A 24,884-nucleotide genomic window follows, 5' to 3' on the forward strand; every position below is an offset into this window, starting at 1 on the left:
TTTATTTGCCTCCTTTCCCAGCAGTGGCTTTAGCATAAGCCAAGGTACGTTCTGCCCGTGCTACAATCGGCAGATCAATCATTTTTCCGTTTAGTGAGATAACTCCCGATTTTTTCTCAAGGGCTTCTTGGTAAGCAGCAAGAACTCTTTGGGCATGATCAATTTCTTTCGCCGTAGGTGCAAAGAAATCATGAACAACACTGACTTGGCGAGGGTTTACAACGGATTTACCATCAAAGCCCATTTCTTTAATGAGTTCGAGTTCCTTTTTAAATCCTTCTTCATCATTAATATCAGAGAAAACGGTATCAATACACTGAATGCCCGCTTCCCGAGCCGCCAGTACCAACTGTCCCCTGGCCGCCAGTAACTCCCGGCCCAATTTGCTGCGCGTGGTTTTTAAGTTGGCAATAAAATCTTCTGCCCCAATGGCTAATGCCACCATTCTTGGACTCGCTGATGCTATTTCATAGGCTAATCGTAAGCCTTTGGGGGTTTCAACGGCCGCCATCATTTTTATGGATCCCGCAGGAAATTTATGTTTATGTTCTGCTTCGCTAATGAATTCATCAATTTGGCGAATTTCATCTGGCCCTTGGCACATCGGTAAACGAATGAGATCCGGTTTTGCTGGTAGGATTCGTTTTAGATCATCCCAGCCAAAGGGTGTGCTGATGTGATTAATTCTAACAGCTACTTCTGTACCATAATTGATTTCTGATATGGCTTGAAATACAAGATTTCTTGCGGAATCTTTCTCCGTAATTGCTACGGCATCTTCACAGTCTAGAATGATTGTATCAGCGCCATAAATGCCGGCGTTTAGGAGCATTCCTGGATTGTTACCAGGAACAAACATCATGCTTCTTCTCAGCTTTTCCATTGTATCCTCCTCACTCTCCTGCTCTTTGTAATGCGGTTATTACGCGGGCCTTTATTGTACAATCTAATGCGCCTCTGTCGTTCGCATTTACCAGCACATCTTCAATTCCATGGTCAACAAGTGTTTTCGTTATTAAATTTCTGATATGCGCCCCATATTGCTGCATTGTAGGACTGACTAGCTCTACTCTTATTCCAGTTCCAGCATCTGCTGGTGCCAAGGTGATAAGGATATCGCTTGATTCTACCGTCCCAGCTTGGGCTAATTTAAGTAACTTACTCATAAATACCCCCCATTTCTGTTTGTTCATACATAAAAATCAAGGATTAAATAAGAAAATCATTCTATAATCTAGAACACTCTTGCTTATCGACAAGTTCACAATAATAGAATTGCCTTCTCTGGTCTTATGTTATCATATATTATCAAAGAATTCTCAATAATCAGAGTTTCGTATTTTTAGTTTATTTAGTTTATTTAGTTCATCATCTTTACTATAAAGATTAGTTGATTACCATAAAGACCAATCTATCCAAAAAGATAAACATGAAATTTTATATCAAAATTCCATGTTTATTACTTCTCTTAAAATTAGAGCGTAGTATTCATAACTTATAGATCTATATCAGGGCTTACTAACGTGAAGCGGTGGATTGGTCGACCTACTGAAATGTAAGATAAATCCATCTGCAATTGTCCTTTATCGACTAAATACTCCAGGTAACGTCGACATGTCACCCGTGAAATCCCCACACCAGAAGAAAGTTCTTCAGCCGAGATCGGTTCTTTACACGCAAGTAAATAATTAGTAATCATAGCCAGCGTTTGAGTATGAAGATTCTTAGGCATTACCTTTTTTTCATTGTGCACTGAAACAGCTAACATATTGTCAATATCACTTTGTTCAAGATTTGTTTTCTGCAGTATAGTTTGCTTTTGTCGTCTATAATTTTCAAGAATGAATCGATAACGATCAAACTTAAAGGGCTTTGTTATATAGGCAATGACGCCTTGGCGCAACACTCTACTAACGGTATCAGAATCATCGGCAGCAGTAATCATTATTACATCAATGTTTTTGTCTCCCCTCCGAATGAGAGATAGAAGGTCTACTCCATTGATTTCTGGCAAATAGATATCAAGAATGACTAAATCTATATTCATTGTGTTAATCTTCTCTAATGCATCTTTCCCATTTTTGGTAACACAACTAACACAAAACCCTTCAACAGCTTCCGTATAATTCTTATTAATCTCCGCAACCATAGGGTCGTCTTCTACAATTAAGACCTTAATTTTTTTCATACTCATCACCTTTCTACTAATAGGGTAACCATACGATAAACTCTACTCCACCTTTAGGCAAATTGCGATGAAATATCTCACCAGCCACTAGTTTTAGTTTGTCCAAAATTAATGCAAGACCTAACCCGCTATTTCCTTTCTTAGTCGTAAAGCCACGTTGATAAATTTCCTCTGCCAATTCAGTGGATATTTGCTGACCAGAATTCTGTACCCTAATTTCCAATTTATCATCAAGCTGAACTATACCAAAGACAATGCGTTTGTTTTCAACACTAACAACGGCTTCAATCGCATTCTGCAGAAAATTACCTATAATTAAAGCAATATCACCACTATTCATTTTTGCCGGCAACTTAGTCATCATCGTATCAGGCAAAATATTAAATTTTATACCTAATTCTCGCATGTGACTTATTTTTCCGATAAGTAAACCACAAATAGTTGGATCTTTAACTCGCCCACTCAGCCAATCGACAACTTCCTGCTTTTCCAAACCACTATCTATCGCAAAATCTACCGCCTCTTCATATCTGTGCAGTTGTATTAATCCGACTATGGTATGCAATTTATTTTTAAATTCGTGGGCTTGGGCTCTTAAAACATCTACAAATCGATGCACCCCTGTAAGTTCCTCAGCCAGCCTATTTATTTCGGTACGATCTCTAAAGGATATTACAGCACCTACTACCTTACCATCAACAGTTATCGGCACACTGTTGGAAAGAATAATAATGTCATTGACCCTTTGTTCCTCATCGTATACAGCTTGATCATTATTAATAACAACATCTAGTCTATTTTGAGGAAGAATGGTATCAATATGATGCCCACAAGCCATCTCTGAATTGATCCCTAATAGAGAAGCAGCTTCGCCATTTAGTAAACGAATCGTTCCATTCTGATCTACAGCGATTACTCCTTCCCGGATAGATTCCAGGGTAGCTTGCTTTTCCCTGACAATTGTTGCTATTTCGTGCGGTTCTAGACCAAAAATAGATTTTTTAATATTGCGGGCAATCATGACAGAACCCAAAACGCTCAATGCTATTGCCACTAGAAATAAGTATAAAATTGGAATAAATTTTTCTAAAGCCTCTTTATAGACATTCGTCAAATAATAACCTACAGAAACAAATCCAATTTGCTTATCCCCACTCTCACTATAGATAGGTATATTGGCCCGAATAGAACTAGGCAGACTTCCTCGCGCAACATATATATATTCCTCTCCCCTAAGTACAGGCTCCCGATAAAGGTTTGATAACGAAGTACCTATTTTTGAAGGATCAGGATATGATAGTCGCACTTGATCCATATTTGCTACAATAACAAACGCAGCCTCACTGGAAAGTCGCCAATTTTCGGTTAGGGGCTGCAGCACTTCAGAAGGGTTTTCAGAAAGAATCGCCTGTTGCACTTTTGGTGTTTGTGCTACAATCCGTCCTATAATCATAGCCCGCTCACCCACATCTTCTCGAACCTGATGATCAATGATACGGACCACTAAAACACTTACTACTAGCAGTAATATAGAAATCATTGAAATAGTAAGAAACATCACTTTATATTGCAATGATAATTTATGCATCTTTTCGATAGACCCCTTTCTGATTATAAAGAACTAAATGAATGACCTATGAACGATACATTCAATCGTATTAGATTATTATACATCATTTCAATTAATAAAATAATTAGAAAGCAGAAAATATCTCAGTATTACTTTTAAGATTTTTATAACCAAAATGAACAAAATAATATCTCTGCCAATTAATATGTTATCCTATTAACGGAATATACTAAAAATTCAGGAGGAATAAACATGTTAGCACTTATTGGTTTTCTCATGGTAATCTTTATTATTTATTTGTTAATGCAATCAAAAGCAACGCCAGCCCCTATATTTATCCTTGTGCCCTTGATTGCTGCCGCTGCTGCCGGCTCATCCTTTGTAGAGGTATCAAAGTACGTTAAAGACGGTGTGGCTGTTACGATGCCCATCGCTGTCTTGTTTATGTTTTCTATTATCTACTTTGCTTTAATGTCTGATGCAGGGATGTTTGATCCTCTTATCAACTTTTTAGTTAAGAAAGCAGGAAATAATGTTGTAGCAATCACAGTTGCAACTGGAATCATCGCCACAATTGCCCATCTCGACGGCTCCTTAGCAGCTACCTTGTTGGTAACGGTACCAGCAATGCTGCCTTTGTACAAAAAACTTAATATCAGGCCATTGGTGATGCTCGTCATTATCGGATCGGCTATGAGTATCATGAATCTGGTTCCATGGGGCGGACCTGTTGCCAGAGTAGCTGCTATTACTAAAGTAGACATCAACCAGTTATGGCATACTCTAATTCCCCTTCAGGTCGTGGGAATGATCATCGTTCTTGCCTTTGCTGCTTTCTTAGGCGTACTAGAGAAAAGACGCGGTGCTGGTATGCAAGCAATTGATGTAAATGCCGCTACTCTTACTGCTGAGGAACAAGAGCAAAATGCTGCTAAATCCGCCAAGGCAGAAGCTCTAAAGCGTCCTAAGCTGGTCGTGTTCAATGTCTTCTTGACAATTGGTGTCATTGCTTTAATGATGTTCACTAAGATTCCATTGTATGCAGCATTCATGTTTGGATTAGCTATTGCCTTACTTGTAAATTATCCTAATGTTAAGGAACAAAGTGCCCGGCTCAAGGCTCATGCTGGAGAAGCATTATCTATGGCAACCATCTTATTAGCATCCGGCGTATTTTTAGGGGTCATCTCTGGTGCTAAAATGCTTGATGGCATGGCGGTAGCCTTCATCTCGATCATTCCTCCTTTTTTAGGACCATATTTGCATCTTGTTATGGGAGTATTTGCAGTACCGATTGGTATGTTGCTCGGAACAGATTCTTATTTCTTTGGCTTACTTCCAGTTGCTATGAGCGTAGGAAGTAAGTATGGTATTGATCCAGTAAATATGGCTAACGCAATGCTGATTGGTAAAAACTATGGAGTTCTCGTTACTCCTCATGCAGCAACAACCTTTCTAGCAATCGGACTTGCCGGCGTAGAATTAAAAGAACATTTAAAGTATTGTATGCCGTTATTGTGGGGACTAAGTCTCGTATCACTATTTGCAGCAATTCTACTAGGTATTGTTAAAATCTAATAAATCTAATAAATCTAGTTAAAGCACTGCTCTTCATTTTTTGTTCATCAATGAAGAGCAGTGCTTTTCTTCATACAAAAATCCAGGCTTTCTGCAATATTTCTAGTTTAGGAAACATTGCAGAAAGCCTGGATTATTATTCATTCAATTCTAGCTGCCGTCTTAGCCCTTATTTCTTCAGGATCAACGATGATTCTGGCAACACCAGTTTTTATCGCCGCTTGCGCTACAGCTGCTGCCACGGCTGGAGCAACACGTTTATCAAAAACGTCAGGAACAACATAATCTTCTCGCAGTTCTTCTTCTGCGATTAACTCGGAAATGGCATACACTGCTGCTAGTTTCATTTCTTCATTAATTTGGCGGGCCCTAACATCTATGGCTCCACGAAAAACTCCAGGAAAGACAGTAACATTATTCACTTGATTCGGAGAATCCGAACGCCCCGTACCCGCTACTTTTACCCCAGCAGCTTTAGCATCCTTATAGCTGATTTCTGGTTCTGGATTACACAAGGAGAATACGATCGAATTTGCATTCATACTTTGAACAATATCTGTTGTGAAGGAGCCAGGCTGTGATACACCGATCAGCACATCTGCGCCTTTGGCAATATCTGCTATACTGCCTTTCTCTTTCTTTAAGTTGGTTTTAGGCAACAGTGCCGCCTGAACCCGATTCACTCGGGACATCTCCATTCCCTCGTACATGGCGCCTTTGGAGTTCATCATAATGACATGCCCCACGCCAGCATTGAGTAACAACTGTACAATCGCAGTACCAGCTGCACCAGCACCATTGACGACAACTTTGACATCGGACAATTGTTTTTTTACCAGCCGCAGTGCACCGATAGTAGCTGATACAGCGGCAATAGCTGTACCATGCTGGTCATCATGAAACACTGGTATATCCATTTCTTTTTTTAGAGCATCTTCAATATCATAGCATTTAGGAGAAGAAATATCTTCTAAATTAATTCCTGCAAAATTAGGCTGCAGCATCCGAACCGTTCTGATAAATTCATCTGCATCCTTCGTATCAATGGATAAAGGAATCGCATCTACATCCGCAAAGGTTTTATATAGCACAGCTTTGCCTTCCATTACAGGTATAGCTGCTTCTGGACCAATATCTCCAAGCCCTAATACCCTAGTTCCATCCGTAATCACTGCCACCATATTACCCCGACAGGTGTATTCAAAGGATAGATCTTTCTCACGGTGGATCTCCATACAGGGTTCTGCTACTCCTGGGGTATATGCTAGACTAAGATCATAACCATCTCTTATAGGAGCCTTAGCTATCACACCCATTTTTCCATTATTTTTTCGATGATATTGTAGTGCTTCATCACGTAAACTCATATCTATCTCTCCTTCTAACTCAATAAACTAGCAATGACTTCATCCACATTATACGGTTTATTAGAATAGAAAGATAATATCGAATATTCATTACATGATAACTTTTAGTTATCGATATCATTCTCGATCGCTATATATAAGTAATTAAAAAGAAAGTCGCTTATTAGGACGACTTTCTTTTCAGGATTTCAGAGAGAAAAGAGAAGAGTACCGTATTCTTATAAATTGAATAAGACCCTAATTGAGTTACTTACAGTATACACTACCAATAATCCAGCAATGAATACAACCGGACTTTCTTTCCATTCGCAATTATTCAAATCAAACACCTCTTTTACCATTTAATACTATTAACAATGCCATGGTTATGGCAATTTAAAGTACATGCACAATACAGTAACTAACGTGATAACACCGATACAAAATGATCCGTATAAAATATCTAACAGCATCTAAATCCTCCTCTATTAAGTTAAAAGTAATTACAATTCAATATAATATCAAATCATTACTGTAAAAATATGTAATCTCATGGTAAGTTATTAACTTTATTTATTGACAAATTTCGTGATTAAGTCTGACTTAATCCCATTATCTTTTTTCATCATTGACTATCGTTTCGATTTCTAGATCCTCAAATATTGTATGATTCAATACAAAAAAAGCCACTCATTATGAGTGACTTTTTTTATACTATTTATCTATTATATTCAAAGTGCTGCGTCCTGGCGCATGTATTAACGTAAGAGCAATCCTGGCTATTCTCGGTTATACTATGAGATTGACTTAGTACGCTCCTTTCTGAAAACAACGATTCTTTGCAGTACAATAAACAAGCAGAGTAAAAATGCAACAGCAATTTTGGTCCACCAAGAACTTAGTGTCCCCTGGAACATGATTAGGGTTTGGATTACTCCTTGAATCAAAACGCCAAAAAGTGTTCCTGTGACAAATCCGACCCCGCCTGTTAAAGGTGTCCCACCGATAACAGCAGATGCAATCGCATCCATTTCTAAACCCATGGCGTGTAGTCCATAACCCGAAAGCATATAAAAACTAAATACAACTCCTGACAAGGCAGAGCAAAATCCGCTTAGACCATACACTAAAACTTTTGTCCTGCCAACTGGCAGTCCCATCAACATTGCCGATTGCGCATTACCACCGATGGCATATACGGCACGTCCGAATTTAGTATAATTGCTAAGATATAATGCTGCTAATACTAATACAAGAGCAATAATAACGCTAATTGAAATAAAATTACCAAAAGGTAATGGTATTCGGTAGGTAGCGACAAATTGATAAAAGGGATTGGTAATCATAATGGTATCAATGCTGATTACATAGCATAATCCTCTAGCTAAAAACATACCTGCAAGAGTTACAATAAAAGGCTGTATAGTAAAAAAATGAATAAAACTACCTTGCACAAGCCCAAAGAGAAATCCCATTAGCAGCATTAGAGGTATGACAATTATAGCGCTAAGGTGCTGTATTTCCAGCAAATATGCTGATAGCATACATACTAACGCAATTACGGAACCCACAGAAATATCAATCCCGCCAATAATAAGTACAAAGGTCATACCGATTGCTGTAATAATCAGAAAGGCATTATCAATGAGCATGTTGAGCAGCACTTGTGTGGAAAAAAATCCATTATACAAGACAGAGCCCGCTGCAAATAAAGCAAAAAACAATACAACCGTAATCATTAGATTAATGTACTTATAACTTAGCTGCATTTTTTTCACCTGGAATCCCCCTCTTTTGAGCCCATTTAGAAAATACAATTTTTCGAAAATTAGCAGATTGCAGCAAGCATATGACAATGACAACAACGGATTTGACCACTAGTGTAATTTCTGGCGGTACCCCTAGGGCGTAAATTGTCGTTGTGATACTTTGAATAACTAAAGCCCCAATCAAACTTCCGACCAAGGAAAATCGACCACCATCGAGAGAATTCCCCCCAAGAGAGACTGCTAAAATAGCATCTAGCTCGATAAATAATCCCGCATTATTTCCATCAGCTGAACTTACATTGGAGCAGATAATAAGTCCTGCCAAGCCAGCGCACAAGCCGGAGAAGGCATAGGCAGAAAAGATGTATTTACTCACATTGATTCCTGCAAATCTGCTAGCAACGGCATTAATTCCTATCGATTCAATAAACATACCCAAGGCTGTCTTTCGTACTGCATAAAAGGTAATACCGAAAACCAGCCCTACAATAAAGAGGGAAAAAGGCAATCCGAATATATATCCAGTGCCAATGAATTGAAACGGTTTATAATATACTGTAATAATCTGTCCTTGAGTAATCAGCTGGGCGATTCCTCGACCAGCAACCAGTAGAATCAGCGTGGCAACAATCGGCTGAATTCCCACTTTAGAAATTAATAATCCATTCCACATTCCTAAAAGAGTGGTAACCAAAAGAGCAGTAAATATGGCAACGGGCATAGGAACAAGTGTCACGAGTGTTTTTACGCCATCGACATATTCTAGCTTTCCGCCAATTAGCGAAGCTGCTACCGCTCCAGAAATAGCAATCATCGACCCTACAGATATATCAATTCCTTTTGTAGCAATGACCAAGGTCATACCAATGGCGAGCAGCATCAAAGGCGCGGCACGATTCAAAACATCAATGGTAACTCCGTAGAAGTGTCCATCCTTCATTTCAATCGTGAAAAAATCTTTCGTAAAAAAGAAATTGAAAAGCAAAACAAAAAACAATGCTGCTAGAGGCCAACAGAGTCTAGAACTCGTAAATCGATTCCAAATAGACTGTATTTTCTCCATCATCCTACACCCCTGCTATCGTCTGCATAATATATTTTTCTTCCATCTCATCACCGGAAATCTCTGCTATCTTTACTCTGTCCCTTAAAACTGCCATACGGCTGGAGCATCGAACCGATTCATCCAGCTCTGAAGATATAAATACAACGGACATGCCGGTTTCTGCCAGAGACAGTATTAATTTTTGAATCTCAACTTTAGCACCTACATCAATCCCCCGTGTAGGCTCATCCAGTATTAAAAGCTTAGGTTCTGTCAGCAGCCATCTGGCTAATATTACTTTTTGCTGATTGCCTCCGCTTAAATTTTTGATTAGTTGTTCCGGTCCAGCGGTCTTAATATTTAATAATTCAATATATTTTTTTGAAATCTCATCTTGCCTTTTCTTAGGTATGTATTTCATCCACCCTACTTTGGCCTGTAATGCCAAAATGATGTTTTCTCTTACAGAAAGGTTTTCGATAATCCCTTCTGTTTTTCTATTTTCGGAACAATATGCCAGACCATGTTGAATTGCATCAGCAGGGTTTTGTATGGTGACGGTTTGTCCTTCAATGGCAATTTCTCCGCTATCGGCTTTGTCAATACCAAAAATAGTGCGGGCAACTTCTGTTCGCCCTGATCCCAATAAACCTACAAGACCAAGCACTTCACCTTTGCTGATATCAAGGTCAAAGGGATGAATCGAACCTTTGTGCCCAAGACCACGAACTCGTAAAAAGTTATTACGGCTTTCTTGAAGAATATCCAGTTTCAATGTCTTACAGCTGCTTTCAAATCCATCAAAGGCTTTGCCAATCATTTTTGCAATCAGCTGAACACGAGGCAGATTTACAGTCTCATAGGACCCAACTAATTCACCATTACGTAATATGGTAATCTTATCGGAAACGGCATAAACTTGCTCAATAAAATGGGTTACAAAAATAATTCCTAAACCTTGCTTTTTTAATTTACGCATAAGTCCAAAGAGTTTTTCAACTTCTTGAGCATCCAGGCTCGAAGTCGGTTCATCCAATATCAAAACTTTAGCTGATATGTCAAGAGCTCTTGCAATCGCCACCATTTGTTGTATTGCAACCGAGTAACGCTCTAAAGGCTGGGTAACATCAATCCCAAGACTCAACTTCGCCAATAGCTCCTGTGATCTGCGATTCATTTCCTTCCAATCAATACTGCCAAAGCGCAATGGCTCTCTGCCTATAAAAATATTTTCGGCAACTGACAAATTGGCACAAAGATTAACCTCTTGATAAACTGTACTAATTCCTAGCTGCTGGGCATGATGAGGCGACTTGGGCGCAATGGCTTTACCGTCCAAAAATATATCCCCAGCATCGAGAGGATCAACACCTGTCAACACTTTAATCAAAGTCGATTTACCAGCTCCATTTTCTCCCATTAAACAGTGAATTTCTCCAGGCTTTAGTTCGAATTCTACATTGTTAAGAGCTTTAACCCCCGGAAAAGCTTTACAAATCCCCTTTGCCTTTAATAAAAAATATGCGTCATCCATTATTATTCACCTCCGCATCAAAGTCAGTAGTTCGATAAAAGAAAAACCCACTCTATCAGGGGCTATCCTTTAAAGATAACCCCTAATGTTTCTATTTTACATAGAACTGGTGGGATGGATCGGTATATCCGTATAATTTTTAGTATTTACGATTTGGCAATTCCTTGGAAGCAACTTCTGCAGGGAATACACCTTCTTTGGTAACAATCCGTTTGTCAAGGGTCTTACCTGCCACCAAGTCTTTTGTAGCTGTCATCAATTGATCGCCGAGCAGTGGACTACACTCAATTGTTGCATTTAATTTTCCTGCAATCATGGCCTCAAAAGCACCTTTAACACCATCAATTGAAACAATAATAATGTCTTTTCCGGGTTTTAGCCCAGCTTCTTCAATTGCTTGAATCGCTCCAATTGCCATATCATCATTATGGGCATATAATACATCAATTTTTTCTCCATCAGCCTTGGCTGATTTTAGGAATGATTCCATCACTTCTTTACCTTTGGCACGTGTAAAATCACCGGTTTGTGATTTAATGACTTTATAATTAGCATGTTGTTTTAAGATTTCTTCAAAACCGGCTTTACGATCAATCGCAGGAGCAGAGCCAACAGTGCCTTGCAATTCGACAATATTTACAGCCCCATTATCTTTTTTCATGAAATCGACCAGCCATTTACCAGCTCTTCTGCCTTCTTCCACAAAATCGGAGCCCATAAAGGTAACATAATAATCTTCTGCATTGCCACTGCTCATTTTAATGGACCGATCCGTTAAAATCACAGGTATCTTAGCAGCCTTTGCTTCTTGCAGTACAGCATCCCAGCCTGTTTCTACAACGGGCGAAAAAGCAATTACATCAACCTTTTGCTGTATAAATGACCGTAAGGCTTTTATCTGGTTTTCTTGTTTTTGCTGGGCATCAGAAAACTTAAGTTCAATCCCAGCTGCTTGTGCCGATGCTTTTATGGATTCCGTATTTGCTGTACGCCATTCGCTTTCTGCACCAATTTGCGAGAATCCTAGAACAATTTTTTTGTCTGCAGGCTTAGTCGTCGTCTCTTGCTTGGCTCCCCCACAGCCTGCCAGTGTGAACATCATAATGCCGACACTCAAAGCAACAGTAACTTTTTTCCACTTTGACATGTTTCTTACCCTCCTCATGATTTAGAACTACTAGTACTAGTTCTATTATAGGATGGTAGTAACGTCTTAGTATTTAGAATAATCAGTAATTTCTTATACTTTTCCGCACTGTTTTAAAAAAGTTGATTAATACCTGCGATTCAGATAGTCCTGCCGCGCCGTTTCTGCTGGAAATACACCTTCAGAAGTAATAATCCGCATTGGCAGCTGCCGCCCTGCCATCAAACTCTTTACCGCTTGCATAAGCTGAGGACCAAGAAGGGGATTACACTCCACAGTACAGTTTAGCTTACCTGCCATCATCGCTTTAAAGGCTGCTGCTGTAGCATCAACCGAAACAATCAGAATATCCTTGCCTGGTCTAAGTCCATATTCCTCAATCGCCTTGATAGCGCCGAGAGCCATATCATCATTATGCGCATAAACGACATGAATTTGATTGCCATAAATGGCTAAGGCAGCTTTCATCATATTCTGCCCGCCATCTTCGGTAAAATCGCCGGATGCAGAGTAAATCACTTGAAATTGAGGGTAATTGGCAATAATCTCAGCAAACCCTTTTTTTCGATCAATAGCTGGCGCCGAATCAATTGTTCCTTCCAATTCAATCACATTGACTGATTGCCTAGCTATTTTTCTCTCCACAAGCCAGCGGGCGGCCCTGCGCCCTTCTTCCAAAAAATCGCTGCCAATAAAAGTAGCATACAAAGAATTATTGTCAGGTTTAATCGCTCGATCCGACAAAAGAACAGGAATTCCCGCCATCTTAGCTTCTTCCAATACTTCATCCCACCCCCCTTCTACGACAGGAGAAAAGGCAATTACATCCACGCCTTGGTTAATGAAAGATCGGATGGCTTGAATCTGCATTTCCTGTTGTTGATCAGCCTCCAGAAAAATAAGATCAATGCCTGTCTCTAATGCCGCGTTCTTTATGGATTGGGAATTCGCCCTACGCCAATCACTCTCCGCCCCAAGCTGAGAAAATCCTAACATAATTTTTTTGTTGCGATTATCTTTTCTAGGTTCATTCGCAGTTTTCATATATTCCAAGACATTGTAAAGAGTAATTTTATTGCTCCGAGGAATAATCTTCTTTGGTATCCCTTTCTCATGATTTAGAATGTCAACAGCATATTGAATGGCCTCTCGCCCACCTGTCAGACAAGTAAATGTCCCTTGCAAAATACCTTTCTCTACCAATTGCAATCCCCCATTAGGACCTGTAAAGCCATCAACGCCAACAAACTTTATCCCATTGGATCCATGTTTTTTTGCAGCCTTATAAGCCCCCAGTGCCATGTAGTCGCTATGAGCAAAAACAACATCAATTTTAGGATACTGCTGCAGCAGCTTTTCCATTTCATCTTCTGCCTTATCTCTCTGCCAATCGGCAATTACAGTAGCAACAATTTTAATATTGTCATACTGCCCCAGGACCTCCCGAAAGCCGGCACTTCTTTCTCTAAGGGAAGGCAATCCCGCTGGTCCCTGAATCTCTACAACATTTCCCCCATTTCGCAAAAGATCTGCGATGTATTGCCCCGCTTCTTTGCCAAGAGATTTATTATCCGGTCCGATATATAACGTGTACGCATATCCTTCCACTGCTCGATCCAATACAATGACTGGAATCTTTTTGTAAGCCTTCGCTACAATTGGTGTCAGCTCCGCAGAATCATTGGGTGAAATAATTAATAAATCAATCCCCGCTTCTAACAATTCTTCTACATCTCGAATCTGCTTGCCACTGTTTTGCACAGCATCGGTAAAAACAATCTTAACATCTGCATGCTTTAGTGCTTCTTCTTTGATTTCTTCATTCATAATCACTCTCCAAGGCTCAACCAAATTGGCTTGAGATACACCAATTACAAACTTCACCTGATCGGAACTTGCTACTTGGCTTGATGGATGATAACATCCCGTAAGTATTGTCACTATAATCAAAAAAATGATCATACTCTGCATGATTTTAAACACCCCACTCACCGCCAGTTGCCTTTTTTACGATATTCCGCCGGAGATAATCCCACTACTTTTTTAAATGTATTACTAAAATAATGCTGATTACTATACCCTACTTTTTCTGCCACTTCATACAGTTTTATCGTAGGATCACCCATCATTTGAATGGCTTTTTCGATTCTCACCTGAGTTAAATATTCAACGAAAGAAACACCAATTTCATTTTTTAACAAGCGACTTAGATACGTAGGGCTAATCTTAATAATTTCTGCTAGATTCTGAAGTGAGAAATCCTCCTTGTAGTAATTGGCTTCTATGTGTTTTTGTGAAAGAAGCACTGCGGGAGTATAACTAACCTTGCGGTTTAATTCTAAGGTCAGTTCATGATAAACAGAGGAAACACCGCTTAGCAAATCCACTAGCGGGCGTTGAGCGACAATTACGACTTGTTCTAAATGCTGCTCAATAACCTGCTGCAAAGCATCACTAAGTTCATACCAGTCGCTTGGATTAAGGAGGGGTGTTATCGCAATCAGATTATCCGCTCTATCATGAAAAATGATATACGGCTGCCATTGCTCTAATAATTCCACACAAATATTTTCTATGGAAAACACCAACAATTCCCGCTCCCAATCTTTGAGAAGCTGTCCTCTGGTGTACTGACCGGCCACTTTCAGAGCAATCATTCCGGATACTGGCGACAAATCCAATTCCAAAAAAGCGAGCTGAGACCTAATGTATTCCTCACTTAATTGACCATTTACCCAATCTTTGCAGAAAGCTTCCCTTAATAGCGGCAAATGTTTTTTTGTTTCCTGGTTGGTCCAATTCAGATAATGATTTTGCAGACGAGAATTCAGTAATTGCTGTTCTGCTCGTTTTAACACGTTTTCTAGTTGATCTTCAAAGACAGGTTTTAATAAATAATCAAATACTTGCAATTTAATCGCTTTATGGGCATAGGAAAACTCATCATGTCCAGTAATGACAATGATGATGCAATCTTGTAATATGCTGTTTACTTGTTCTATAAATTGCAATCCATTTAAAAAAGGCATACAAATATCTACTAGCAGAATGTCTGGAAGGGTTTTGCTAGCCACTTCCAAAGCCATTTCTCCGTCTTCAGCCTCCCCCACAACCTCCATGTCAAGCCTTACTTTCTCAACGAGGCTTTTGAGACCACGACGAATTTTAGGCTCATCATCGATGATTACGACTTTCAACATTGAACCACTCCCTATTTAACGTATTGGATGCCAAAATTCTACCTTCGTACCTTCCTGATCCACGCTGGTATATAGTAAGCCGTATTCTGAGCCAAAGGATAATCGAATTCGTTCATTCACATTAAAAATACCAAAGCCAGTCCTTGCTGCCCCTCCATGCTGATTGTCTAATGATTTTCTTAGTTCTGCGAGTTTTTCCGCTGTCATTCCTATGCCGTCATCTGCTACGCTAAAATATAATTTCTCCTTGTCAATGCGAGCGTTGATCTTGATGGTACCGCCCCCTCTTTTAGCATTAATGCCATGGTAAATCGCATTTTCAACAAGAGGCTGCAATATCAGCTTAAGTACTCTGTAATTCAATATATCTTCTTCATAGTTAATTTCATATCTCAATTTATCTTCATAGCGAGCTTTCTGAATCATTAGATAACTGCGAACATGTTCTAATTCTTCATGAACAGGAATCATCTCTTTCCCTTTGCTTAAACCAATGCGAAATAAATTAGCAAGTGCACCAACAATACGAACGACTTCCTGTGCACCGTGTTCCCCAGCCATCCACTGAATCGTATAAAGAGTATTATAAAGAAAGTGTGGTTTTATTTGGGCCTGCAAGGTTTTTAGTTCTGCTTCTCGTTTCCGTTTTTGTTCCGTATACACCATATCCACTAAATTACTAATCTCTTTGATCATCGTATTAAAACTATTACCAAGCTGTCCAATTTCATCATTATATTTACTGTTAAATCGTACGCTTAGATCGCCTTCCTCAGCCTTCTTCATTAAGCTGCGGAGTTTACTTAAAGGCTTGGCAATGGAAGCAGTAAAAAAGAAGGCGGCGACTACTGCCAGTATTAAGGTAACAAGCCCAATAAGTATGGAGTAATGACGCAGAATCGTTACCTCTTTCAGTGTCTCACTAAGGGAAAAGACACCGATGGTCTTCCATTGTGTATAAGCTGAATCTTTATAGATAATCTGAAACTCACTGCCCTGAATGATTTTTACAATACTATTGGCAGAATGGTTGAACCACTCACTTTTTACGCGATATACAATCGGATTGACTGGCGCATATACAATGCCACCATTTGCATCCATAATATATAAAAATCCATTTTTACCTAATGTAATCGTCTCAATTACTTCTTTAAATTTATCCAATTTCAGATCAATCAGTATGACGCCAAGATGCTGGCTGGTCTTAGGATCAACAACCGCCTTAGCAATCGAAACCACTTCATCAGCACTATAGTTAAGAGTTGTCGTTATATTACGGCCAATCGGTTTACTAAATAGCTGCATTGCATTTGGCGATGCAATCGCTCTTTTGTACCAAGTCTCATCAGTAAGGGGATCACGTGAAATTCGATGCATTTCATTGCTAATATAAAGATTATTCTCATTTACAATGAGTATTCCGGCAATCTCTGGATGCACATTCGTATAGGTTCTTAAGATTCGCCGAACCTCATTGTTCAGCGATTCATCCCTATCCCCCTCTTTCGCAATCCGTAAGAACGCAATGATCTGAGGATCACCCATAAGGTAAGAAACGATATTTTCCATATCATGAATATAAAACTCAACATTGCGAGTGACTTGCTCAATCATTTGTCCCGTATGTTCATTGGCCTGTTCTTCAATGGATTTGCTATAGATGACATTACCCAATACTCCGAGTGTAACAATAGGCAATAAAATGAGAGTGAAAAAATATAATAACAATTTAGAACGAATATTTTCTATCTTAAGTAATTTGCGAAAGAATTCCAATATTGCACCATCCCAGCGCTCATTTTTTTCTAATACTCCCACTTTTATTATTATACACAATAGAGCATGAAAAATGGTAATTTTTTCTTATTATAGTGAAATATAATATATTAATATATTTCACTTTTAATGTGAACAATAGGAAATTGGGATAGTAAAAAGCCCCCTATATAGGCAGTTCGGGTGTCTTAACCCTGCCTACATAGAGAGCATTTTCGTCATAATTATCGTAAAAAAATTCCTTCCATTACCACATCAACAATTCCCTTCAGGGCATCTTGCCTGCCTTCAGAAGAAAACTCAATACGAGCTAGGGAATAACAACTTGCTAAAGCCCGTTCTTTTATGACTTGCATCATTGTCTCTTCCATAAAGACTCGCCCTTTAACAATGCCTCCACCAATAAGTACTAGCTGCGGATTAAAAATATTAATGATATTGGCTGCGCCCATACCAATATATTTAGCAACATGCTGAAGCATCTTTATCGCAAGGAGATCTCCTTCCTCAGCCGCGGCGTAAATATGTTTAGGTCTAATAGCATCCATATCGCCTTTTACCATCTCTGACACTAGAGAACTTTCACCGTCGTTAATTGACTTAACCGTAATATTAACTAAAGCCGACTCTGATGCCATAGCTTCCAGACAGCCATAATTGCCACAGCTACATAAGGGACCATCAACATCTACAACGGTATGACCTATCTCACCTGCACTATCCCCTAAGCCTCGATATAACTCGCCATTTAAAATGATCCCAGAGCCAATTCCACCGCCGACCCCCAGGAATACCGCATTTTTAATATCTCGATAAGGACCATAATGATAAGCTCCCAGTGCCATAGCCCGCATATCATTCTCGACAAAAACAGGAAGCTGGAACTGCTTTTCCACAAGATATTTTAGTGGTACATTGCGCCAACCGGCACTAGGGGAAAACAAGGAAAGTCCCTCCCTGGACATAACAGGCCCTCGCACAATAATACCAATAGCTAAAGCCAATTTGCCATTTTCAGAAGAATAACACTGTTCTATTGTATTCTCTAGTAAGGATAATATCTTTTCTTCTTTCAAATGTTGAATATCATAGCACGTCTGTTCCTTAATCTCTAAACCGCCATTTATCAAATATCCAATCATTTCCTTAGAGCGAATGTCTACAATAATCATATTCGCTATTTCAGAATTAACCTTAAGAAGTACTGGGCGCCTGCCGCCGCTATATTCACCAACCATATACTCATGGATGAGTCCATGTTCAATGAGTTTACCTGATATGTTTGTTACAGTTGGCGCTGTTAAACCTGTCAATTTCGCAATATCGACACGAGATATTGGTCCACGCCTGCGAATCGTATTAACGATTAGCGACTCATTTAACCCTCCTACTGCTTTTGAATTAATCGTATTTACACCTTCCATAAAACACCTACACTCTTGCTTTCAATATTTTTGATAAGAGATATCTTTAAAAAGCTTCTCTTCAAATAAACAAAATACACTAAAAAATTTATTTAAACCATTATATAATATTAAAAGCTAAAATGTCTAATTTAATCATTAATTAATTGCTCATTTAATGCATTAAGAAAAAACGCTTCACTTCTTTTGTCTAATTCATTTTATGACTGTTTGGATTTTGTATAAATATCAAAGGCTACAGCTAATAACAATACTAACCCTTTAATGGTCTGCTGCATATCAATGGTAACACCAATTAAGGACATACCATTGTTCATAACTCCCATAACCAACCCACCAATAATGGCTCCCATAACAACACCAATACCACCAGCAGTAGAGGCTCCGCCAATAAAACAGGCAGCAATTGCATCTAGTTCAAAACCCGTACCTGCTTTCGGCGTTGCCGCATTGAGTCTCGCCGCGAAAACAAGACCCGAAAGAGCTGCTAATACACCCATGTTTACAAAAACCCAAAACACAATACGTTTCGTTTTAACACCAGATAATTTTGCCGCCTTTTCATTACCACCTAAAGCATAAATGTGACGCCCTACAACTGTTTTTGTCGTTATAAACGTATAAAAAACAATTAGAATAAATAATAATATTAAAACATTAGGAATGCCTTTATATGAGGCAAGCAAATACATAAACCAGTTGATTGCCACGCCAACAAACACCAACTTAGCAACTAAAAACTGCATAGGGATTACATCAAAATTATACTCCTGCTTGGCTTTTCTATGATCTAATTCAATATATATATATATCAAAGTTAAAATAACCCCAACCACAAGAGTTGTAATATGGATAGTTGTTCCACCCAATATATCTGGTACAAACCCGTTGCTCATTTTTTGAAAAAGTTCTGGATAAGGACCTTTGGATTGCCCCTCTAAAGCAGTCATTGTCAAACCTCTAAAAATCAGCATACCCGCTAATGTAACAATAAATCCTGGAATCTTAAAATAGGCAACCCAATACCCCTGAAAAGCTCCCGCAAGGCCCCCTATCAGTAAGGAAATGAGTATTCCAGGTACAACACCAAAATGATTATCTACCATTAAAATAGCAGAAATGGCACCAACAAAAGCAGCCATAGAACCTACTGATAAATCAATTTGAAAAGCAACGATAACTAGTAACATACCGATCGCCAATACGAGTATGTAACTATTCTGCTGAATTAGGTTCGTTACATTTAATGGTTGTAAAAGTACACCATTGCTGACAATTTCAAAGAACAGCACGATGGATACTAGTGCAATAACCATGCCATATTCCCTGATATTACTTTTAAACATCTGTTTCAAAGTTTCCATGACGATCCCTCCTCTATTTACTCATTACATATTTCATAATTTTTTCCTGTGAAGCTTCTTTTCCTGTAAGCTCTCCCGTAATGTTTCCTTCACTCATAACATAAATTCGATCACACATTCCCAGAATCTCAGGAAGTTCTGAAGAAATCAATACAATGCTTTTTCCATCTTTAACTAGATTATTAATGATGTTATAAATTTCAAATTTTGCCCCTACATCAATTCCTCGAGTAGGTTCATCTAGAATTAAAATATCTGGTTCTGTAAAGATCCATTTGCTTAAAATGACCTTTTGCTGATTCCCACCACTCAGGTTTACAGTATTTTGCAAAATACTTGAGCATTTAATATTCATCTGCTGACGACTTTTTTCCGCCACTACGATTTCTTTATTTTCATCAATTACAGAATTCTTCGATATTTTTTTTAAATTAGCCAACGTGATATTTTGTTTAATATCATCATTTAATATTAAGCCATACTGCTTGCGATCTTCCGTTACATATGCAACACCTTGGTCAATAGCCTGACTCACATCTTTCAAATATATCTCTTTACCATTCTTATAGATCTGTCCGCTAATTTTTTGTCCATAGGATCTGCCAAAAATACTCATTGCAAGCTCTGTTCTCCCTGATCCCATAAGCCCTGCAATTCCTACAACCTCACCTTGCTTAACATGAAAGTTAATATTTTTAATAACTTTACGTTCACTATGGAGGTGGTGGTATACATTCCAATTCTTAACCTCAAAGATAATATCACCAATGGCTACATCTCTTTTGGGGTACCGATCTGTTAATTCTCGTCCTACCATACCCTTAATAATTCTATCTTCCGTAATATGATCTTCTTTTACATTCAATGTTTCAATGGTGGCTCCATCACGCAGCACGGTAATGGAATCAGCAATTCTTGAAATTTCATTCAATTTATGTGAAATAATAATCGAAGATATTCCTTGCTTTTTAAATTCGACTAATAAATCTAATAGATTATTACTATCATCTTCATTTAATGCTGCCGTAGGTTCATCGAGGATTAACAATTCAACTTCCTTTGATAGGGCTTTTGCAATCTCAACCAATTGTTGCTTGCCAACCCCTATGTTGGTAACTAATGTAGCTGGCAATTCTTTGAGTCCTACTGTTGCCAGCAGTTTTTTCGTACGCATCGTAGTAACATGCCAGTCAATAAGACCACGTTTTCCCTGTTCATTGCCCAGAAATATATTTTCTTCTATGGATAGATAAGGGATTAAAGCTAATTCCTGATGAATAATAACGATACCTAATTTTTCACTTTCTTTAATATCCTTAAACTCACACAGTTTCCCCTTATAATGAATTTCACCTGTATAGGATCCGTGAGGATATACTCCACTTAAAACTTTCATTAAGGTTGATTTTCCTGCGCCATTTTCACCAACCAATGCATGAATTTCGCCTTTTTGCACTTGCAGATTCACGTTATTAAGAGCTTTAACACCTGGAAAGGTTTTTGTAATATTTATCATTTCCAAAATAACATCTTCCATATATCCTCAACTCCTTGCAATATCGTTCTTTTAAATAGGCCATATAATAATTTAGCAATGACTTTGCAGTCATCACTAAATTATTTTGACCTTACGACCGGCTATTATTTAAGTTTATCTGCAGTATAATATCCGCTTTCAACCAATATTTTCTCGTAGTTTGATTTATCAACAGAAACAGGTACTAATAAATAGGAAGGCACTACTTTAACACCATTGTTATAAGTCTTATCATCATTCGTTGGTGCTTTTTTACCAGTGAGTACCGCATCCACCATATCAACGGTTACTTTCGCAAGATCTCTAGTATCTTTAAATACAGTCTGTGCTTGTTCGCCCTTAATAATGGATTTAATGGAAGGAATTTCAGCATCTTGTCCAGTAACGATAGGCATTGGCTGAGATGGTGTTCCATAGCCAACGGCCTTTAGGGAAGAAAGAATACCAATGCTAATACCATCATACGGAGATAAAACAGCGTCTATTTTGGAACCAGTATAGTTCTTACTTAACAGATTATCCATTCTTGCTTGAGCAGTAGCGCCATCCCATCTTAATGTCGCGCATACACTCATATCCATTTGTCCACTTTTTACAACTAGTTTCTTAGAATCAATATAAGGTTTTAAAATCGACATAGCACCATCAAAGAACATGTATGCATTATTGTCATCCGGTGAACCACCAAAGATCTCAATATTAAAAGGACCTTTACCTTCTTTTAAGCCTAGGCTTTTTTCAATATAAGATGCCTGAAGAACTCCGACTTGAAAATTATCAAAAGTTGCATAGTAATCTACATTTGGAGTCTTTTTAATTAAACGATCATAAGCGATAACGGGAATATTTTTCTCTTTGGCTTTTTGCAATACCGTTGTCAAAGATTCACCATCAATATTTGCAATGACTAAGACATTAGCTCCTTTTGTAATCATATTCTCGATTTGCGCAAGCTGATTTTCTACATTGTCTTCACCATACTGCAAATCAGTATCATACCCCTTGGCTTGCAGTTGTTTAACTATATTTTCACCATCTGCGATCCATCTAGAAGATGATTTCGTAGGCATTGCTATACCTACTTTTTTCTTAGCATTAGGAGAACTAGAGTTTGAACTAGAACCACATGCAGTCAACATTAGTACCATGGTAAACATAAGTAACAAAGCTAAAACCTTTTTCATTGAAATCTCCCCCTCTTTTTATTTTTTACAACCTAGTCCACCAATTTCTGTTATACCACCCATCACCTACTTTCTATCTATATTAAATACGCAAAATAATATTTCGTAATATAATTCCAAATTACTAGTTTGAATATTTAAATTATAACAAACAATTCATACTTTTTCAATTATTAATTTAAAATTTAATTTAGAATTTAATTAATGTTTAAAAACCAAGTACAATGCATAGCAAGTCTGCCATTACGGCCTTTTTCATCTTTCATTTTCCTACTTTTAAGCGCCTCTAAATCCTAAACTTCCTGACAGATATCTGCAACTCCTCAGCCATCCTGGCTAAAGCCTGACTAGACGTGGAGATTTCCTCCATTGAGGCAGATTGTTCTTCCGTAGCAGCAGAAAAGGTTTGGGCCTGTCCAGCAGACTCCCTGCTAATTTGTTCTATATCTCGTACCGATGCAACAATCTGCTGACTTTCAGAAGACATCTGCTGAATGGCAGCTGAGATTTCCCTAACTTGAGAGGAGACCTCATCGATGAGTAAAACAATATCCTTAAATGCCTGCCCTGCATTGTTTACCACATCAGCTCCGATTTTGACCTCGCGCGTGCCACCGTTCATAGCAACAACAGCATTGTCAGTGTCTAACTGAATTTCGGAAATCAGTTTAGCTATCTGTTTAGCAGCTTCTTGTGACTGCTCAGCTAACTTGCGCACCTCTTCTGCAACTACCGCAAATCCCCTGCCTTGCTCACCTGCACGCGCAGCTTCAATAGCCGCATTCAACGCTAATAGATTCGTCTGACTTGCTATCCCAGAAATAGTGCCTACAATTTGCCCAATCTCTTTCGAGCGTTCACCGAGTTTTGTAACCACCTGCGCCGAGCTAGAGACAGATTTCTCTATGCTTAACATCTGGCTCATAGCAATGTTCACTGCCTTGTCTCCTTGGCTAGCTGCATTGGCAGTTTTGTCTGCTACACCTGACACTGCATTGGTATTCACAGCTATTTGTTGAATGCTTGCAGACATTTGCTCGACAACCAAAGCAGTCGCGTCAACAGCATTTACCTGTTTTTCTGCCCCTTGTGCAACTTCACTGATTGTGTCTGCCATCTGATTACTCACTTGCGCTGACTGCTCGGAACTTGCCGTTAATTCTTCCGAAGAAGCTGCCACTTGCTCCGCGGTTTGCACTACGTGCTTTACAAGTGTACGCAGACTTTTCTTCATATCATTAAACTCTACCGCCAATTGTCCAACTTCATCTCTTGTGTTTGCTGGGATGTCTTCAATTGCCAGATTACCTTGAGCCACTTCCCTCACCTTTGAAACTAGCGCAGCCAAAGGATTTGCAATCTGACGGGCCACAAACCAACCGAATGCAACACCTAAAAGAATCGCAAGCAAGGTCACCCCCATAATCATCACATTCGTATAATTAGCTAATTTTTCGCTCTCAGCCTTTTTGTCTTCTGCCTCTTTGCCACTATAATCGGCTAGCTCTTTCAGTAACACATTAACATGATTGATAGGCTCTGCTGCATTTTGCGCAAAATAGGTATATGCCTCTATTTTTTGTCCTGCTAATGCCATGTTTATTGCTTTTTGACGATAGATCCGATACGTTTGTAAATCACTCATTAACTGTGTAAATCGTTCATTCTCATAGGGTGATAACTGAGCATTACCATAATCGGAAAGCAGCTTGTTCATCTCCTCAACCCGTTCTTTGATTTCCTTAATGTTTGCTTGCGCCTTATTCTTATCACTAGTTACAAACAATTCAATCGTTAGAGATTCAACAAGCCTCGTTTGTGCCCGTGATTCATTCAGCCATTTAATTGGCAGAACTTGCTCATTGTACATTTTATCCATTTCATTAGCTAGCTTATTAGAGGAATAGTACCCAGCAAAACCTATAACAAACAGACAAACTCCCATTATGGCAACGAGATAGAGAATCTTTGCTGAAGTTTTCAAGTTCCGAAATACTTGCATCGCATTTCCCCCCCACAGTCCTTTTTAAAGAACTTTTGCAATATTGTGACAATATGTATTATTACAGTATAACTATTATCTGCAGTACCATAGTCACTTCAATATCGCTGTAGTTTTAATGCCATTTCTTCCGTGCAAAAATATTAAATCGTGTAAGAGAAGTTTATTCCAATATTCGGAGGTGAACCACAACGTTCTTCAAGGTATATCAGCAACC

Annotated in this window: 18 protein-coding genes; 1 reads left to right on the forward strand and 17 read right to left on the reverse strand. The window is 38.7% G+C overall.

From position 1 onward, the window contains the following. Position 1 precedes the first annotated feature (1 nt). From JBW_RS12970 to JBW_RS12985, 4 genes are all read right to left on the reverse strand, one after another. Positions 2 to 883: an aldolase/citrate lyase family protein gene (locus tag JBW_RS12970; RefSeq protein ID WP_045820619.1), complete on the reverse strand. Its 882-nt coding sequence runs from the start codon at positions 881 to 883 to the stop codon at positions 2 to 4. 10 nt (positions 884 to 893) lie between these two features. Continuing rightward, positions 894 to 1,166 (reverse strand): citrate lyase acyl carrier protein, encoded by a 273-nt coding sequence (citD, locus tag JBW_RS12975; RefSeq protein WP_007955202.1) that lies wholly within the window; start codon positions 1,164 to 1,166, stop codon positions 894 to 896. 329 nt (positions 1,167 to 1,495) lie between these two features. After that, positions 1,496 to 2,194 (reverse strand): response regulator, encoded by a 699-nt coding sequence (locus tag JBW_RS12980; RefSeq protein WP_036680724.1) that lies wholly within the window; start codon positions 2,192 to 2,194, stop codon positions 1,496 to 1,498. Positions 2,195 to 2,204: 10 nt separating this feature from the next. After that, positions 2,205 to 3,776 carry an ATP-binding protein gene (locus JBW_RS12985; protein WP_007955205.1) on the reverse strand — a complete coding sequence of 524 codons (1,572 nt, stop codon included), beginning with the start codon at positions 3,774 to 3,776 and terminating at the stop codon, positions 2,205 to 2,207. Between the two features lie 234 nt (positions 3,777 to 4,010). Between JBW_RS12985 and JBW_RS12990 the strand changes: the two genes are divergently transcribed. Beyond that, positions 4,011 to 5,336, forward strand: coding sequence for a CitMHS family transporter (locus JBW_RS12990; protein WP_007955206.1), 1,326 nt, complete (start codon positions 4,011 to 4,013; stop codon positions 5,334 to 5,336). A 140-nt stretch (positions 5,337 to 5,476) separates the two neighbouring features. Here JBW_RS12990 and JBW_RS12995 read toward each other — a convergent pair whose 3' ends face one another. The 13 genes from JBW_RS12995 to JBW_RS13055 all read right to left on the reverse strand — a co-directional run bounded on the left by JBW_RS12995 (position 5,477) and on the right by JBW_RS13055 (position 24,667). After that, positions 5,477 to 6,703 (reverse strand): NAD(P)-dependent malic enzyme, encoded by a 1,227-nt coding sequence (locus JBW_RS12995; RefSeq protein ID WP_007955207.1) that lies wholly within the window; start codon positions 6,701 to 6,703, stop codon positions 5,477 to 5,479. 773 nt (positions 6,704 to 7,476) lie between these two features. Further along, on the reverse strand, positions 7,477 to 8,460 hold the full coding sequence (yjfF, locus tag JBW_RS13000; RefSeq protein WP_007955208.1) for a galactofuranose ABC transporter, permease protein YjfF: 984 nt from the start codon (positions 8,458 to 8,460) through the stop codon (positions 7,477 to 7,479). Continuing rightward, positions 8,435 to 9,517, reverse strand: a complete 1,083-nt coding sequence (locus JBW_RS13005) for an ABC transporter permease (protein ID WP_007955209.1) — start codon at positions 9,515 to 9,517, stop codon at positions 8,435 to 8,437. Before JBW_RS13005 ends, yjfF begins: the two co-directional genes overlap by 26 nt. 1 nt (position 9,518) lies before the next feature. Then, positions 9,519 to 11,030: a sugar ABC transporter ATP-binding protein gene (locus JBW_RS13010; protein ID WP_007955210.1), complete on the reverse strand. Its 1,512-nt coding sequence runs from the start codon at positions 11,028 to 11,030 to the stop codon at positions 9,519 to 9,521. Between the two features lie 139 nt (positions 11,031 to 11,169). Beyond that, positions 11,170 to 12,177 carry an ABC transporter substrate-binding protein gene (locus JBW_RS13015; protein WP_007955211.1) on the reverse strand — a complete coding sequence of 336 codons (1,008 nt, stop codon included), beginning with the start codon at positions 12,175 to 12,177 and terminating at the stop codon, positions 11,170 to 11,172. A gap of 126 nt (positions 12,178 to 12,303) precedes the next feature. Then, positions 12,304 to 14,139: a substrate-binding domain-containing protein gene (locus JBW_RS13020; RefSeq protein WP_235333775.1), complete on the reverse strand. Its 1,836-nt coding sequence runs from the start codon at positions 14,137 to 14,139 to the stop codon at positions 12,304 to 12,306. Between the two features lie 26 nt (positions 14,140 to 14,165). Next, positions 14,166 to 15,377: a response regulator transcription factor gene (locus JBW_RS13025; RefSeq protein WP_007955215.1), complete on the reverse strand. Its 1,212-nt coding sequence runs from the start codon at positions 15,375 to 15,377 to the stop codon at positions 14,166 to 14,168. Positions 15,378 to 15,392: 15 nt separating this feature from the next. Next, on the reverse strand, positions 15,393 to 17,216 hold the full coding sequence (locus JBW_RS13030) for a cache domain-containing sensor histidine kinase (protein WP_007955217.1): 1,824 nt from the start codon (positions 17,214 to 17,216) through the stop codon (positions 15,393 to 15,395). Positions 17,217 to 17,380: 164 nt separating this feature from the next. Continuing rightward, on the reverse strand, positions 17,381 to 18,580 hold the full coding sequence (locus JBW_RS13035) for an ROK family transcriptional regulator (RefSeq protein WP_007955219.1): 1,200 nt from the start codon (positions 18,578 to 18,580) through the stop codon (positions 17,381 to 17,383). 200 nt (positions 18,581 to 18,780) lie between these two features. Continuing rightward, positions 18,781 to 19,944 carry a multiple monosaccharide ABC transporter permease gene (gene mmsB / locus JBW_RS13040; RefSeq protein WP_007955221.1) on the reverse strand — a complete coding sequence of 388 codons (1,164 nt, stop codon included), beginning with the start codon at positions 19,942 to 19,944 and terminating at the stop codon, positions 18,781 to 18,783. 13 nt (positions 19,945 to 19,957) lie between these two features. Further along, entirely contained in the window at positions 19,958 to 21,481 is a 1,524-nt protein-coding gene (gene mmsA / locus JBW_RS13045) for a multiple monosaccharide ABC transporter ATP-binding protein (protein ID WP_007955227.1), read from the reverse strand. A gap of 104 nt (positions 21,482 to 21,585) precedes the next feature. Beyond that, positions 21,586 to 22,665 carry a multiple monosaccharide ABC transporter substrate-binding protein gene (gene chvE / locus JBW_RS13050; protein WP_007955230.1) on the reverse strand — a complete coding sequence of 360 codons (1,080 nt, stop codon included), beginning with the start codon at positions 22,663 to 22,665 and terminating at the stop codon, positions 21,586 to 21,588. A 286-nt stretch (positions 22,666 to 22,951) separates the two neighbouring features. Then, the gene (locus tag JBW_RS13055) at positions 22,952 to 24,667 is read right to left on the reverse strand and encodes a methyl-accepting chemotaxis protein (protein WP_007955232.1); all 1,716 of its coding nucleotides are present in this window, start codon (positions 24,665 to 24,667) and stop codon (positions 22,952 to 22,954) included. Positions 24,668 to 24,884 lie beyond the last annotated feature (217 nt).

Origin of the sequence: Pelosinus fermentans JBW45 (genome assembly GCF_000271665.2) — a bacterium.
GTDB classification, from domain to species: domain Bacteria; phylum Bacillota; class Negativicutes; order DSM-13327; family DSM-13327; genus Pelosinus; species Pelosinus baikalensis.